The sequence below is a fragment of the Kitasatospora sp. NPDC056076 genome (genome assembly GCF_042266305.1).
In the GTDB taxonomy this organism is placed as follows: domain Bacteria; phylum Actinomycetota; class Actinomycetes; order Streptomycetales; family Streptomycetaceae; genus Kitasatospora.
Genome location: NZ_JBHJWG010000062.1, coordinates 1 through 13,836, shown reverse-complemented (window position 1 = coordinate 13,836; position 13,836 = coordinate 1). Strand labels below are relative to the sequence as shown.

The 13,836-nt window shown below is 74.7% G+C and carries 16 protein-coding genes; 9 read left to right on the top strand and 7 right to left on the bottom strand.

The features are described 5' to 3' along the window. Window positions 1–23 precede the first annotated feature (23 nt). Together ACFC1T_RS34545 and ACFC1T_RS34540 are read left to right on the top strand one after the other, a co-directional pair. The gene (locus ACFC1T_RS34545; RefSeq protein WP_375895624.1) at window positions 24–1,133 is read left to right on the top strand and encodes a methyltransferase; all 1,110 of its coding nucleotides are present in this window, start codon (window positions 24–26) and stop codon (window positions 1,131–1,133) included. Between the two features lie 202 nt (window positions 1,134–1,335). After that, on the top strand, window positions 1,336–1,569 hold the full coding sequence (locus tag ACFC1T_RS34540) for an acyl-CoA carboxylase epsilon subunit (protein WP_375895621.1): 234 nt from the start codon (window positions 1,336–1,338) through the stop codon (window positions 1,567–1,569). Window positions 1,570–1,636: 67 nt separating this feature from the next. Here ACFC1T_RS34540 and ACFC1T_RS34535 read toward each other — a convergent pair whose 3' ends face one another. After that, window positions 1,637–3,679 (bottom strand): serine hydrolase domain-containing protein, encoded by a 2,043-nt coding sequence (locus tag ACFC1T_RS34535; RefSeq protein ID WP_375895619.1) that lies wholly within the window; start codon window positions 3,677–3,679, stop codon window positions 1,637–1,639. A gap of 263 nt (window positions 3,680–3,942) precedes the next feature. Here ACFC1T_RS34535 and ACFC1T_RS34530 point away from each other — a divergent pair, with 263 nt between their 5' ends. Further along, window positions 3,943–5,307, top strand: coding sequence for a sensor histidine kinase (locus ACFC1T_RS34530; RefSeq protein ID WP_375895616.1), 1,365 nt, complete (start codon window positions 3,943–3,945; stop codon window positions 5,305–5,307). Continuing rightward, window positions 5,271–5,921 (top strand): LuxR C-terminal-related transcriptional regulator, encoded by a 651-nt coding sequence (locus ACFC1T_RS34525; protein WP_375895613.1) that lies wholly within the window; start codon window positions 5,271–5,273, stop codon window positions 5,919–5,921. The genes ACFC1T_RS34530 and ACFC1T_RS34525 overlap by 37 nt, the downstream gene beginning before the upstream one ends. Before the next feature lie 28 nt (window positions 5,922–5,949). Here the strand turns inward: ACFC1T_RS34525 and ACFC1T_RS34520 are convergent, their stop codons facing one another. The 3 genes from ACFC1T_RS34520 to ACFC1T_RS34510 all read right to left on the bottom strand — a co-directional run bounded on the left by ACFC1T_RS34520 (window position 5,950) and on the right by ACFC1T_RS34510 (window position 9,027). Beyond that, complete coding sequence (locus ACFC1T_RS34520; RefSeq protein WP_375895610.1) at window positions 5,950–6,849, bottom strand: methyltransferase domain-containing protein; 900 nt, start codon at window positions 6,847–6,849, stop codon at window positions 5,950–5,952. Between the two features lie 130 nt (window positions 6,850–6,979). Then, on the bottom strand, window positions 6,980–7,978 hold the full coding sequence (locus ACFC1T_RS34515) for an NAD(P)/FAD-dependent oxidoreductase (protein ID WP_375895607.1): 999 nt from the start codon (window positions 7,976–7,978) through the stop codon (window positions 6,980–6,982). A gap of 98 nt (window positions 7,979–8,076) precedes the next feature. Further along, on the bottom strand, window positions 8,077–9,027 hold the full coding sequence (locus ACFC1T_RS34510; protein ID WP_375895605.1) for a hypothetical protein: 951 nt from the start codon (window positions 9,025–9,027) through the stop codon (window positions 8,077–8,079). A 189-nt stretch (window positions 9,028–9,216) separates the two neighbouring features. Here ACFC1T_RS34510 and ACFC1T_RS34505 point away from each other — a divergent pair, with 189 nt between their 5' ends. Continuing rightward, on the top strand, window positions 9,217–9,492 hold the full coding sequence (locus ACFC1T_RS34505; RefSeq protein ID WP_375895603.1) for a type II toxin-antitoxin system Phd/YefM family antitoxin: 276 nt from the start codon (window positions 9,217–9,219) through the stop codon (window positions 9,490–9,492). After that, on the top strand, window positions 9,489–9,893 hold the full coding sequence (locus ACFC1T_RS34500) for a type II toxin-antitoxin system VapC family toxin (RefSeq protein ID WP_375895601.1): 405 nt from the start codon (window positions 9,489–9,491) through the stop codon (window positions 9,891–9,893). Before ACFC1T_RS34505 ends, ACFC1T_RS34500 begins: the two co-directional genes overlap by 4 nt. A gap of 45 nt (window positions 9,894–9,938) precedes the next feature. On the opposite strand, the gene ACFC1T_RS34495 is transcribed toward ACFC1T_RS34500, so the two are convergent. Together ACFC1T_RS34495 and ACFC1T_RS34490 are read right to left on the bottom strand one after the other, a co-directional pair. Beyond that, window positions 9,939–10,508 (bottom strand): GNAT family N-acetyltransferase, encoded by a 570-nt coding sequence (locus ACFC1T_RS34495; protein ID WP_375895598.1) that lies wholly within the window; start codon window positions 10,506–10,508, stop codon window positions 9,939–9,941. A gap of 23 nt (window positions 10,509–10,531) precedes the next feature. Then, the gene (locus tag ACFC1T_RS34490) at window positions 10,532–11,422 is read right to left on the bottom strand and encodes an NAD(P)-dependent oxidoreductase (RefSeq protein ID WP_375895595.1); all 891 of its coding nucleotides are present in this window, start codon (window positions 11,420–11,422) and stop codon (window positions 10,532–10,534) included. Between the two features lie 96 nt (window positions 11,423–11,518). Here ACFC1T_RS34490 and ACFC1T_RS34485 point away from each other — a divergent pair, with 96 nt between their 5' ends. Beyond that, a complete protein-coding gene (locus ACFC1T_RS34485) occupies window positions 11,519–11,851 on the top strand; it encodes a winged helix-turn-helix transcriptional regulator (RefSeq protein ID WP_375895592.1) in 333 nt (110 codons plus the stop codon). Window position 11,852: 1 nt separating this feature from the next. Here the strand turns inward: ACFC1T_RS34485 and ACFC1T_RS34480 are convergent, their stop codons facing one another. Beyond that, window positions 11,853–12,341, bottom strand: coding sequence for an LURP-one-related/scramblase family protein (locus ACFC1T_RS34480; protein ID WP_375895590.1), 489 nt, complete (start codon window positions 12,339–12,341; stop codon window positions 11,853–11,855). Window positions 12,342–12,449: 108 nt separating this feature from the next. Between ACFC1T_RS34480 and ACFC1T_RS34475 the strand changes: the two genes are divergently transcribed. Both ACFC1T_RS34475 and ACFC1T_RS34470 read left to right on the top strand, forming a co-directional pair. Further along, the gene (locus tag ACFC1T_RS34475) at window positions 12,450–12,956 is read left to right on the top strand and encodes a GNAT family N-acetyltransferase (protein ID WP_375895587.1); all 507 of its coding nucleotides are present in this window, start codon (window positions 12,450–12,452) and stop codon (window positions 12,954–12,956) included. Window positions 12,957–12,999: 43 nt separating this feature from the next. Then, window positions 13,000–13,644 carry a hypothetical protein gene (locus tag ACFC1T_RS34470; protein WP_375895584.1) on the top strand — a complete coding sequence of 215 codons (645 nt, stop codon included), beginning with the start codon at window positions 13,000–13,002 and terminating at the stop codon, window positions 13,642–13,644. The last annotated feature ends 192 nt before the right edge of the window (window positions 13,645–13,836 follow it).

The window sequence follows — 13,836 nt, the reverse complement described above, 5'->3', positions numbered from 1 at the left end:
CACCTCGACTAGGAGAAACGACCATGACCATCCCCGCCGTGCGCACCTTCGACAACCACACCCCGCTCGTCGACACCGAGCTGCTCCCCGGCCGCGGCACCGGCGTCAACGCCGCCCACCGGATGTACGAGCACCTCATCGGCATCTGGGCCACCGGCGTCATCGAGGCCGCCCACGACCTCGGCGCCTTCACCGCCCTGATCGCCGCCCCGGCCACCGCCGGGGAGCTCTCCAGCCGGCTCGGCACCGACCTGCGCGCCACCCGCGTCCTGCTGGACGGCCTGGCCGCCTACGACGTGGTCGAGCGCAGCCGCGCGGCGGACGGCCAGGCCGTCTACACCCTGCCACCGGAGATGCACGACGTCTTCGCCCCCGAGGGCCTGTACAGCCTGGTCGGCAAGATCCGGCACGACCGCAACGTCGCCTGGGGCGCCTGGCGCAACCTGGCCGGCAACGTCCGCTCCGGCGCCCGCAACTCCGAGGGCTCGCAGCAGCTCAACCAGATCTCCGAGGAGGACTACACCTCCCTCGTCCGCGGCATCAACTTCTGGGCCCCGCCGATCGCCGCCACCCTCGCCGACGCCCTGCGCGAGCAGGGCTGGACCGACGGCGCCGGCCGCACCCTGCTCGACGTCGGCTGCGGCACCGGCATCTACAGCCAGCTGCTGCTCCAGGAGTTCAGCGGCCTCAACGCCCGGGCCCTGGACGCCGAGCGGATCGTCCCGATCGCCAACGCCCAGGCCCACCGCCTCGGTGTCGCCGACCGCTTCAACCCGGAGATCGCCGACTTCTGGTCCGACGACTGGGGCACCGGCGTCGACGTCGCCCTCTTCGTCAACATCTTCCACCTCCAGACCCCCGAGTCGGCCCGCGAACTCCTCCTCCGCTCCGCCAAGTCCCTCACCGAGGACGGCGTCATCGCCATCGCCGACCACATCGTCGACGAGGACAGCACCGACGGGAACACCCAGAACCGCTTCTTCCGCCTCTTCGCCGCCTCCATGCTCGCCACCGGCGGCGGCGACGCCTTCACCGTCCAGGACTACGACCAGTGGCTCGCCGACGCCGGGCTGCGCCGCGTCGCCCTGCTCGACACCCCCATGCACCGGCTCCTCCTGGTCAAGCACGCCTGACCCGACGACCCCCCTCGACGGCCCCCCCCGCGCCCGGGCCGGGCCCCGGCGGGGCCCCCCCCCCCCCCCGCCCCCAAACAACCCCCCCGCCCCCCCCCTCCCCCGGCTCCCCGGGCTCACGCCCCCCACACCCCACCCCCCCCCCCGCCGGCCCCGCCGCCCCGCGTGGGGCCCGTCTGGGTTCCCCCACCCGGAGGCTCCCGTGACCGACCGCCCCGCCCTCTTCCGCACCGACCTCTTCCGCCCCGTCCTCTTCCGCACCGACCAGGACCTCACCCCCGAGGAGATCGCCGCCCTCACCGTGCTCCTGCTCCAGCACCGAGCCGCCCTCGCCGCGGCGGCCGCCGCCACCCCGCCCACCCGCCGCACCGTCCGCTGGCACGACGTCTCGCTCCGCCCGCCGGTCCCCACCACCTCCTGGCAGATCGTCGCCTGACACCCGACGGCCCCCGGCGTCGCCGCCGGGGGCCGTGGCCGTCCCCTTCCGTCCGCCCCGCCCCGCCTCACCCGATCAGATCCAAGGAGCCCGCCAAGTGCCCGGTCCCGATGAGGTCGTAGCCCCCGGCCAGCACCAGGAACAGCACCGCCGCCACGGCCAGCACCGTGTAGTGCAGCCGACCGAACACCCCCCACCAGCCCCGCACCCAGGCGAGGACCGCGCAGAGCACCGTCAGCAGGGTCAGCCCCAGGGCCCCGAGGTACATCGCCGGCACCACCGTCAGCAGCGGCGAATCCCCCAGGAACAGCGTCTGGTTGAGGGCGTTGGAGTCCGAGGTCAGCAGCGCGAAGCACCCGGTCGCCACGACCAGCAGCAGTCCCGTCACCCACCCCAGCAGCCGGGCCGCCGGCGCCCCGGCCCGCCCCTTGCCCCGCACCGACCGCACCACCGCGGCGACCAGCCACCCGATCACCGTGAGACCCAGCACCACCAGGCTCCCGAGCGCCACCCGCTGGTGCAGTTCCGGGGCCTGGTACCAGGCCAGCGGCTGGTACGCGACGGTCGGGTCGCCGTCCGTCAGCATCGAGACCACGTCCCCGTCGCCGTTCAGCTCGAAGGCGATCCGGGCGCTCCCGCCCACCTGCTGGAAGAGCCCCGGTTCCACCTGCTGCCACCGGGTCTCGCCCGCCTGCGGGTCCCGGACGACCGGCCCGCTCACGACGAGCTCCGCGCCCCGCGCCGCCACGTGCACGGACCCCATCAGCGCCGACGCCCTGGTCAGGTTGGACTGGCTGACCCGGGTCGACCGGTAGTCCCCGGTGAACTTCCCCAGGTCCCCGCCCACCACCGCCGGGGCGGCGGCGGCCGGAGCCGGGTAGAACCGGTCCACGAAGGCGTTGAGCACCTGCTGGGTCGCCCACCCGCCGGTGGAGTCCTCGCCGTCCCCGTTGACGGTCACGTACAGTCCGACCCCCCGCTCCGGCAGCAGCGCCAGGTTGCTGTGGAAGCCGGGCACGTCGCCGTCCTTGACCAGCAGCTGCTGCCCGTTGCGGTCGCGCTGTTCGAGCAGGTAGGCCATCCCGGGCATCCGCCGGTCGGGCCCGAAGTGCCGGGCGAGCAGCTGCGCGGTGCCGTCCCGGTCCAGGACCGGACGGCCCTCCAGGGAGCCGCCGTTCAGCAGGGCCAGCATCAGCCGTCCCATGTCGGTGACGGTGGTGACGGCGGCCGCGCCGGTCGGGGTGAGCGGCCCGTACAGCCCCTCGGTCTCGGTCTGGCCGTCGCCCTCGGGCCGGTAGCCGTGGGCGAGTTCGGCGTCGACGGCGGCCGGGTGGGGCTGGGTGAAGGTGGTGCGCTCCATCCCGAGCGGCTGCAGCACGTGCTGCGCGACGTACTGGTCGAAGGGCTGTCCGGAGACCACCTCGACCAGGTAACCGGCGAGCGCGACACCGTAGTTGTCGTACGCGGCGACCACCCCCGGCGCCCGGACCCGGTCCGGCTGGTGGGCGGCCAGCGCGTCGCCGAGGCTCCCGACGTGCTGCGGCCCGGCCTGGGCCAGCCCCATGAAGGTGTCGTCGAAGCCGCCGGTGTGGGTCAGCAGGTTCTCGACGGTGACCGGGTGTCCCGGGTAGCTGTCCCTGACCTTGAACGTGCCCAGGTAGGTGTTGACGTCCGCGTGCAGGTCCAACTTCCCGGCCCGGACCTGCTGGAGGACGGCGACGGCGGTGAACACCTTGGCGTCGGAGCCCGTGAAGAACGCGGTCCGGTCGGGGTCGACGGCCTTGTGCCCGGGCACGTCGGAGACGCCGTAGCCGCCGGCGAAGACCTGCCGGCCGCCGGCCACCACGCTGACCGCCGCGCCGGGGATCCGGTGCTCGGCGAGCAGCTTCGGCACGATCTCGTCGAAGAGCCGCTTCACCGATCCGGGGTCGGGTGGTGCCGAGCCGCCGGCCGCCGCCGAACTCCCGCTGCCCGTCGTCGCGGTGGCCGCGTGGGCCCGGTCCGGCGTGAGCCCGTACAGGAACAGGCCGATCGCCGCGAGCACCAGGACCAGTCGCACCCAACCCCGCCGGGCCAGCGGCCGGTTCGCCTCGCCACGTCGCGCGCTCATGATGAACTCCCGTTCGATACAAGTGATTTACGGAAGCTCCGGCGCCCTTGCGGCGGGTCGCTCCCCGACACCCGCAACACTAGGCCGGGCACCGTTTCCGGGACATGGCCTCTGGGCGTCGATCGGGGGGTGTACCCAGGTACCACCAACAGGGGTCCAGGGCCCAGTGATCGGAACGGCGGCGGACGGCAGTCTGGATGTCGTCAGCAAGCAACGGGTAGGGATACCGGCCGCGAGGCCGTCACGGAAAGGGCCGAGCGGTCATGACCAGCAGCATCACCACGGGAGTTGTGAACAACGTGCAGAACACCGACACCACGGGCGGCCGCAGCCGGCGCAACCCGCTCGGCATGCTGGGCAACGCCGTCCGGTCCCTGCTGCGGGGCCCCGCGCTGGCCGCGTTCGCCGTGCCGCAGCTGCTGCTGCTCACCGCCGCCTCGGTCACCGCCTCGCTGATGGGCCTCGCGGTCGGCGCGCTGCTGGTGCCGCCCACGCTCCTCGCGGTCCGCGGCCTGGCCGGCCTGCGGCGCCGGCTCGCCGCCCGCTGGAACGGCGTCGAGATCCGTGACCCCTACCAGCCGCTGCCGGAGGCCGCACCCGGCCTCCAGGGGGCCTGGAAGCGCTGCCAGGCGATGCTGGCGGACCAGGCCACCTGGCGCGACCTGCTCTGGCTGGTGGTCGACCCGGTGGTCGGCTTCACGGTGGCGCTGTTCCCGCTCCTGGTGGTCGCCTACGGCGCCTTCGGCCTGGTGCTGCCGCAGGTCTGGCAGTCGATCGCCGACAACGGCGGCAACACCTGGTACCTGTGGATCCACGTCACCGACTCGGGTGCCGCCGGCACCGCCGCCCTGTTCGGCGTCCCGGTGATGCTGGCCGGCCTGGCGATCGCCCCCGCCGCGCTGCGCGGCCACACCGCGCTCGCCAAGGCGCTGCTGGGCCCGACCGCCCGGGCCGAGGCGCTGGCCGCCGAGCGCAAGGTCGCCCACCTCACCGAGACCCGGCGCGACGCGCTGACCACCCAGGCCGCCGAGCTGCGCCGGATCGAGCGGGACCTGCACGACGGTGCGCAGGCCCGGCTGGTGGCCATGGGCATGAACCTGGGCGTCGCCGAGCGGCTGGTCGAGCGTGACCCGGAGGCCGCCAAGCAGCTGCTCGCCGAGACCCGCCAGGCCTCCGCCTCCGCCCTGAACGAGCTGCGCGACCTGGTCCGCGGCATCCACCCGCCGGTGCTGGCCGACCGCGGCCTGGCCGACGCCGTCCGGGCCCTGGGCATGGACAGCCCGCTGAACGTGACGGTCTCCGCCGAACTGCCCGGCCGCCCCGAGGCCCCGGTCGAGTCCGCCGTCTACTTCGCCGTCTCCGAGGCGCTCACCAACGCCGCCAAGCACTCCGGCGCGAGCCACGTCGACGTCCAACTCTGGTACGAGAACGGCACCCTGAAGGCCCAGATCACGGACGACGGCACCGGCGGCGCCGACCCCTCCCGCGGCACCGGCCTGCGCGGCCTGGAGCGCCGACTTGCTACCTTCGACGGAGTCCTGGCCGTCCGCAGCCCGCTCGGCGGCCCCACGACCCTGACGATGGAGCTGCCGTGCGAGTTGTACTCGCGGAGGACCTCTTCCTCCTGAGGGACGGCCTGGTCCGGATGCTGCAGGCCTACGACTTCGAGGTCGTGGCCGCGGTGGACACCGGACCGGACCTGTTGCAGGCCCTCCTCACCGAACGGCCGGACGTGGCAGTCGTCGACGTACGACTGCCCCCGACGTTCACCGACGAGGGCCTGCAGGCGGCTCTGGAAGCGCGCCGGCAGATCCCCGGTCTGCCGGTGCTCGTGCTTTCCCAGTACGTGGAGCAGCTCTACGCCAAGGAGTTGCTCGCCGACGGCACCGGCGCGATCGGCTACCTGCTCAAGGACCGGGTCTTCGACCCCGACGAGTTCGTGGCGACGGTCCACCGGGTGGCGGCGGGCGGCACCGCGCTGGACCCGCAGGTGATCGCGATGCTGGTCAACAACACCGGCCGCAGCAAGCCGCTGGAGCGCCTGACGCCGCGTGAGCGCGAAGTCCTGGAGCTCATGGCGGAGGGGCGCTCGAACGGGGCCATCGCCGAGCGGATGGTGATCACCGAGCGGGCCGTGAAGAAGCACACCGCGAACATCTTCCTCAAGCTCGACCTGCCGCCCTCCGAGGAGGACCACCGCCGGGTGCTGGCCGTCCTGGCCTTCCTCCAGGTCGCTCCCTGAGCCACCCCGGCGGGGCGCGGCGACCCCCTCAGGCCCGGCGCCCGGTGTGCACCGTCATCGCCGACAGGTAGAACGCGTCCGGCCGCCGCAGGATCCCGGTCGGCGCGTCCTCGTCGATCAGCGCCTCCAGGGTCGCCCGGTCCCGCGGGTCGATCGCCTCGGCCAACTGGTCGTGTCGCCGGACCAGTTGGGTGTGCAGGTACTCGCGGACCGGGCGGGCCAGCGGTGCCGGGTGGTCGACCAGGAAGGTCCGGGTGCCGCTGGGCTCCAGTCCGGCCCGCCGGAGCATGGCCGGCCAGTCCTCGACCTCCTCGGTGGCGTCGGGCAGTTCGGCCCGCATGGCGGCGAAGCCGTCCTCGTGGGCGGCGTCCAGCCGGGCCTGGAAGCCGGGCCGGCCGAGGCCGAAGTCGCGGGGCAGGAAGCGCGGCGGCAGGCCGCTCTCCGCGACGGCGAGCAGGCCGCCGGGGCGCAGCCGGCCGGCCAGCGCGGTGAGCGCGGCCTGCTGGTCGCCGAGGTGGTGGATCGCGTTGCCGGACCAGATCAGGTCGGCCTCGCCGAGCTTGTCGAACTCGGCGGGCAGGTCCGCCTGTTGGATGCCGAGCCGGCCTCCGGAGCGGGTCCGGGCGCGCTCCAGCAGGGCGGCCGACCGGTCGACGGCGACCACCTCGGCGGCCGGGAGGACCGCCGCGAGCTGCTGGGCGATCACCCCGGGTCCGGCGCCGACGTCGAGGACCCGGCGGACCGTGCCGTCCCCGGCGAGGCCGGACAGCCACTGCCCGGCCGCAGTGACGGCGTCGGCCCGCAGGTCGGCCTCCCGCTCCAAGTGTGCCGCGAGCGCGTCCCAGTCGAGGTCGGCGGCCGGGACCTGCCCGGGGCCGTGCTGGTGCTGGTGCCCGTGCTGGTGCTGACCGTGCTGGTGTGCGGACATGGTGGTGCCTCTCCGGTGGTGGGTGGGTGGGTGCGTGGGTGCGTGGGTGCGTGGGTGGGTGCGTGGGTGGGTGCGTGGGTGGGTGCGTGGGTGGGTGCGTGGGTCGGTCGGTCGCTGGTAGCTTCCCCGCTCAGACCGGCAGGGCCGGCCCGGACGCGCGGCACAGGGCGACCGCCCGTCCGATCTCCTCGTCCACCAGGTCGTGGTCGAGGGCGAAGGCGGCGGCCGCGCCCGCCCCGGCGGCGACGACCACCTGGGCGCGCGGGTCGGCGACGTTGCCGACGGCCCAGACGCCGGGGACGCTGGTGCGGCCGGTCCGGTCGGTGGTGACCCAGCCGTCGTCGTCCCGGGCACAGTCCAGTCCGAGGAGCAGCGCGTCCCGGGGCACCGGCCGGGGGGCGACGAAGACGGCCTCGCGGGTGACCACCCGCCCGGTGTCGAGTTCGACGCCGCGCAGCCGCCCGTCGTCGGCGACCACCCGGACGATCCGGCCCTCGACGACCCGGACGCCGCGCGCCGCGAGCCGTTCCCGCTCGGCGGCGGTGGGCTCCAGGGTGTGGGCGAGCAGCACCACGTCGTCCGACCACTGCCGCAGCAGCAGCGCCTGGTTGACGGCCCCCGGGCCGGTGCCGAGCACCCCGAGCGGGCGGTCGCGGACCTCCCAGCCGTGGCAGTACGGGCAGTGCAGGACGTCCCGGCCCCAGCGTTCGGCGAGGCCGGGCAGGTCGGGCAGGCCGTCCCGCAGCCCGGTGGCGACGACGAGCCGGCGCGCGTGCAGCACCGGCCCGCCGGCCAGCCGGACCACGAAGCCGGGTTCGGCCGGTCCGGCCCGCTCGACGTGTTCGACCCGGCCGTCGATCAGGTGCACCCCGTACCGGGCGACCTCCTCGCGGCCGACCGCGAGCAGCGCGGCCGGGGGCATGCCCTCCCGGCTGAGGAAGCCGTGCATGTGGGCGGCGGGGGCGTTGCGCGGTTCACCCGCGTCCACCACCGCGACCCGGCGCCGGGCCCGGCCCAGCACCAGGGCGGCGTTCAGTCCCGCCGCACCGGCGCCGACCACCACCGCGTCGTAGCCCTCCGCCGTACCGTTCGCGCCGTTCGTCCCGGTCGTCGTCGTCTTCTCGGTCATCGTCGCTCACCTCCACCGCCAGGCTGCGACCGACCATCCCGTATCGGCAAGCTTTGTTGCCGCCTCAGCAAACACTTCCCTGCCCTCCCCGCCCCCGCTCACGCCCCGGTCCGCCGCCAGTACGAGCGGGTGGCCAGCGCCAGCGCCACCCCGTACCCGGCGAAGGCGCCCATCCCGACCCACCCGATCTGCATCGCCTGCTCCGGCGTCCCCAGCGCGCCCACCCGCATCCCGGTCACCCCGGCGGCGCACAGCGACAGGTAGCCGATCCCGAGCAGCCCGTACGGCGCCAGCGTGACCGCGCCGATCAGCGCCGGGGCGAGCGGCAGCCAGCGCGGTACGGGCCGGCCGCGCAGCGGCAGGGTCCAGCGCGGGAACACCTGCCCCCACGGCCGCACCAGCCCCCACAGCAGGAACACCCCGAGCGCGGCCAGCAGCACGGTGCCGTCCAGCCCCCGGCGCTCCAGGGCCAGCCAGATCCCGGAGGAGCCGTTGCGCACGTAGTCGGCGTACATCCGGTCGCCGCTGATCCCCGCGAAGCTGCCGCCGAAGGCCCAGACCAGCTTCATCACCACGTACGGCACGAAGGCCAAGGTCCCCGCCCAGGCCGCGAGTTGGACGGTGGCCGGGGCCGCCGAGGGCGCCGCCCGGAAGGCCGTCCGCGCCGCGACCGGCCCCCGGGCCCGCGCGGTGCCCGCCAGCAGCAGCGCCCCGGCCGCGGCCAGCACCTTGTGCACCGCGTCCGGGACGCTGTCCACGCCCTGCCCGAACAGCAGCGTCACCACGTCCATCAGCAGGCTCCAGGACGCCACCGCGGCCAGCCCGCACAGCAGCCACAGCCCCCGGGTCAGCCCCCGCCCCGGCCGCCCCCGGGCCGCCGCCCACCCGGCCCCGACCGCCACCGCCCCGACCCCGGCGACCGCCCACCCGACCCAGCCGGCCCCCCACAGCGCCGTCCCGCCCAACCCGCAGCCCGCCCCGAACCCCGCGTACCCGAGGCCCCAGCCGGCCACCGCCCGACCGTCCCGCACCCACTCCCCGATCACCATGGCCCCAGGCTCACCCGCCCGCCCCGGCCCCGGCCTCCCCCGGCGTGACCATCCCCCTCCCCCCACCGGGGGATCCCCGCGTCCCTGACCCGCCGCCCTCGTGGAGCCCCGGACCGCCCCGCATCCCGACCGGCCCGGGGCTCCACGCAAACTGCTACACGGCGCATTACAGCGCGATACAATGGCTCCATGAAGACCATCACGCAGCGCGAGCTCGCGGCGCGGTCCAAGGCCGTGCTCGACGACGTCGAAGCCGGAGAGATCTACCACATCACCCGGAACGGCACCGAGATCGCCGAGGTCCGGCCGATCAGCAGTCGCCGCCGGTTCGTCCCCGTCGAAGAGCTCCAGCGGAAGTGGCAGAACGCACCCGTGATCGACGCAGCGGAGATGCGTGCCGAAGCCGATGCCTTCTACGGTGACGAGGACCGGGTCGGCGGCGACGACCCGTGGGAGCAGGCGTGACCGGGCGACACCAACGCGGACTGCTCGACACCTGCGTCGTGATCGACCTGCCGCGGATCGACCCACGGCTCCTGCCGGTCGAGGCCGCGGTGGCATCCATCGTGCTGGCCGAACTCGCCCAGGGCGTCGCGATGGCCAAGGATCCCGTGCAGGTGCTGGCCAGGGCACAGCGGCTCGCGGACGTGGAGGCGGAGTTCACCGCGCTCCCGTTCGACCGCGAGGCAGCCCGGAGGTTCGGCACACTGACGGCGCTCACCATCCAGGCCAAGCGTGATCCCCGGCCCCGCCGGATGGATCTGATGATCGCGGCGACGGCGGCCGCCCACGGCCTGCCGCTCTACACCCGGAACGCCGCCGACTTCATCGGCCTGGAAGCGGGCGTCCAGGTCGTTCCGCTCTGACGTCCGGCGGCCCGGGCGCCGGGCCGCCGGAGCCACCCGCGCGCGCTACCCCCGCGGCGCGGCGAAGCAGTGCACGTCGACCGTGCGGCCGGAGGCCCAGCGCTGTTCGCCGCTGCCGAGCAGGGTCCAGCCGAGGCGCCGGTAGAGGGCCAGGGCGGCGGTGTCGGTGGCGAGCACGTCGAGCACGGGGTGCAGGCCGAGGGTCCGGGCGTGCACCACGGCGTGGGCGAGCAGCCCGGTGCCGGCCCCGCGGCCGCGGGCGGCCGGGGCGACGTACAGGCGGCCGATCAGGGCGGTGAGTTCCGGTCTGCCGCCGGTGCGCAGGCTCCACAGCCCGGGGGCGAGGTCGCCGGGGCCGCTGCGGACCAGGCCGACGTGGCCGACGATCCGGCCGTCCGCCTCGGCGACCCAGGCGGCCAGCAGGCCGTCCGGGCTGAGCCAGGCGGCGGGCCGCTCGGGCCACTCGGCGGGGTAGCCGTCGATGGTGTGGACGTCGCCCAGGGCCCGTACGCAGTCGGCGAGATCGGCGGCGCGGCGCCGTCGGACGCCCACCCCCGCACCGGTCTGCCGAGGTCCGGACGCGACGACATTGGCGCGTTCTTCAAGGTCAGCCATGCCGGTACGTTACCGGCCGGCCCTCACCGCCGCAGCAGGTCGACCACCCCGGTGAGGTCCTCGGCGCCGCTGCCGAGCGCCAACCGGTGTTCCATCAACCGGAAGTACGGGGCCAGCAGTTCGACGCTCACCCCCTGTTCCTCGGCGGTGCGCAGCAGCGTCCCCCTGCCCGCGACCTGCATCGCCAGGTTGGAGACCACGCCGGTGGTGAGGTCCCCGCTCTCCAGCTGCGCCGCCGTCCGTTCGACCGATCCGGCCATCGCGGTGAGCCAGTCCCGCAGCAGCGGCGCGAGGTCACCCGGCGCCACCGCCTCGCCCCGGACCAGCGCGAAGGCGTGGGCGACCCCGGCGAACATCCCGTACATCGCGCTGAGCAGCGCCACGTCGTGCAGCGCCGCGTACCCGGCGTCCGCACCCACGTACCGGGCCCCCGCCGGCACGCCCAACGCCTCCCGGTGCTCCTCGAAGACCGCCGCCGAACCGCTGTAGAAGACGTACGCCCCGGCCGCCGGTACGCCGATCATCGGCGGCACGGCCATGATCCCGCCGTCCAGGTAGCGGGCGCCACGCGCCTCGGCCCAGGCGGCCCGGGTGCGGGCCTGCCCCGGGGTGCTGGTGACCAGGTCGACCAGGTCCTTCCCGGCCAGCTCCACCCCCTCCAACGCCTGCTCCACCGAGTCGTCGTCGAGCAGGCAGACCACCACCAGCCGCCCGGCCGCGACGGCCTCACCGACGGTGGCCGCCACCACCGCGCCCTCGGTGGCGAGCGGTTCGGCGCGGGCGGCGGTGCGGTTCCAGACGGTGAGCGGGTGCCCGGCGGCGAGCCAGGCGCGGGCCAGCGCGGTGCCCATCGCGCCGAGGCCGAGCAGGGTGACGTGGGTCTCGGGTGAGGTCTCAACTGTCTTCTGTGCCATGCCGATCAGCCTCGTCCCCGCCCCACCCGTGATCAAGTACGCACTTCGGAGTGGGTGGTTACCCTGGGGTGAGCGACGAGGTCGGAAGGGGTGGGCATGGCGACCGTGCCGAGGCCGGGGGCGCACGTCTGCGGGATCGACGCCGCGATGGACGTGATCGGCGGCAAGTGGAAGGTACTGATCCTCTGGGCCCTCGGCGAGCGCCCGCACTGCCGCTTCGGCGAGCTGCGCCGGCTGGTGCCGGGGATCACCGAGAAGGTGCTGGCCGCCCACCTGCGCGAACTGGAGGCGGACGGCATCGTGCGCCGGGAGGCCTACGACGAGGTGCCGCCCCGGGTCGAGTACGCGCTGACCGACGCCGGGCGGCAGTTGAACGCGGCCCTGGCCCCGCTGGGCGCCTGGGGCCGGGACCACGTCCTGAACCGCTGACTCAGTGCTCCTCCGCCACCAGGTGGTCGACGCAGGCCGCGATCGCGAGCAGCAGCCCGGTGTCCGCCCCGTCGGCGACCTCCACCCCGTAGGTGTCGCGGACCCGGAACCACTTGCGGGAGATCCGGGCCAGCCGGTCCCCGTGCTGGTTCTCGACCCGGTAGTCCTTGTCGACCAGGTCACCGTGGATCCTGAGCTCACCACCGCCGGCCAGCTCCACCAGGTACTTGTCCCGGAACGGCGTGAACAGCTTCTCCCTGACGGTCGCGACGACCTCGCCCTCGGCGTCCTCGATCTTCATCGCGTCCCGGACGGTGAGCATCTTCTCCTTCACCACCGCGACCACGTGCCCGTGCGCGTCCTTGAGCTCGAAGGTGTGCCGCAGCCGCAGCACCTTGCCGTCCACCAGGTAGGCCTTGTGCCCCCGGTCGTCCTCGATCCAGTAGTCGTCGCCGACCGCGAACAGCTTCTCCCTGACCAGGTACCGCACGTGGGCCTCCTCCGTCGTCCGACTCGAACCACCCATTCGACCCTCCCCCGCGCCCACCGGAAAGGACGCCGCGCCGAGGCCGCCACCCCCACCCGCTTGAATACCGCCATGCTGATCACCACCCTCCACAGCGAGCGCCTCGACCTCCTCCCCCTCGCCCCCGAGCACGCCGACGACCTCGCCGCCGCCCTCGCCGACCCGGCCCTGCACACCTTCACCGGCGGCAGCCCGGCCACCCCCGCCCAGTGGCGCGCCCGCTGCACCCGGCTCGCCGCCGGCTCCCCGGACCCGGCCGAGATCTGGGGCAACTGGGTCCTCCGTCTCCGCACCGACGACGCCCTGACCGGCTACGTCCAGGCCACCGTCCACCCCGCGGCCGCCGAAGCCGAACTCGCCTGGGTGGTCGGCACCCCCTGGCAGGGCCGCGGCCTGGCCACCGAGGCCGCCCGCACCCTGCTCGCCCATCTCACCGCCGCCGGCATCACCACCGCCGTCGCCCACGTCCACCCCGACCACCACGCCTCCGCCCGCATCGCCCGCACCCTCGGCCTGCACCCCACCCCGCACACCGTGGACGGCGAAATCCGCTGGCAGGCCGATCTTCCGCACCCGTAGCATCCGAGCACCCCGCCCCGCCCGGCAGCCCCAGGAGCACCCCGTGTCCGTCGACGCCGACCTCCACCTGCGCTGGCCCGACGGCCTCGCCCCCACCACCGGCGAACTGGCCGCCCTGCTCGGCCTCCGGTACGGGGCGGACGGCGGCCCCTGGGGCGAGGCCACCGCCCCGGACGGCCGCAGCACCATGCGGGTCCGCATCTCCACCGACCCCGCCGACCTCCTCGGCCCCCGCCCCGGCCGGGCCGCCGAGCACCGCTACGACCACTGCCTGCTGCTCACCCCCGCCCGCCGCGAGCCGTACCCCCTGGACACCTACGCGGTACTCCGCGCCCACGCCCGCGAGACCATCGCCCTGCTCCGCCCCCACGGCCTGATCGAGGCCGCCTTCGGCATCGACTCCCCCGGCGCCGACGACTACTGGACGGCCGCCCGCACCCTGCTCGCCCCGGAACCCGCAGACGTCGACCTGACCCTCTGCTGGGGCACCGAAACCCCCACCCAGCACACCACCCGCTACACCGGCCGCCAGATCACCCCCGACCAGCTCGACACCTTCGCCGACCACCTCACCGCCACCCTCACCCGCCCCGGCGAACAACTCGACCTCACCCTCCGGCTCGGCCCCCACCTCCTCCGCCACCAGACCGCCACCCAACCCCCCACCGCCCTCCGCCTCCTCCCCTGACCCCACCCCGCACCCACCCCACCCACAGCACCCACCCCCTCCCCACTCCCCACGGGCGCGCGGGCAACGCACCCACCCCCTCCACCACCCCCACCTCCCCCCACCACCCGCCCAAGGCGAGAGGGACGCGCTGCGGGAGGGGGCGGTGGAGGGGGTGGGTGCGGAGAGCGGCGTAACGGGTGATTTTCAGAC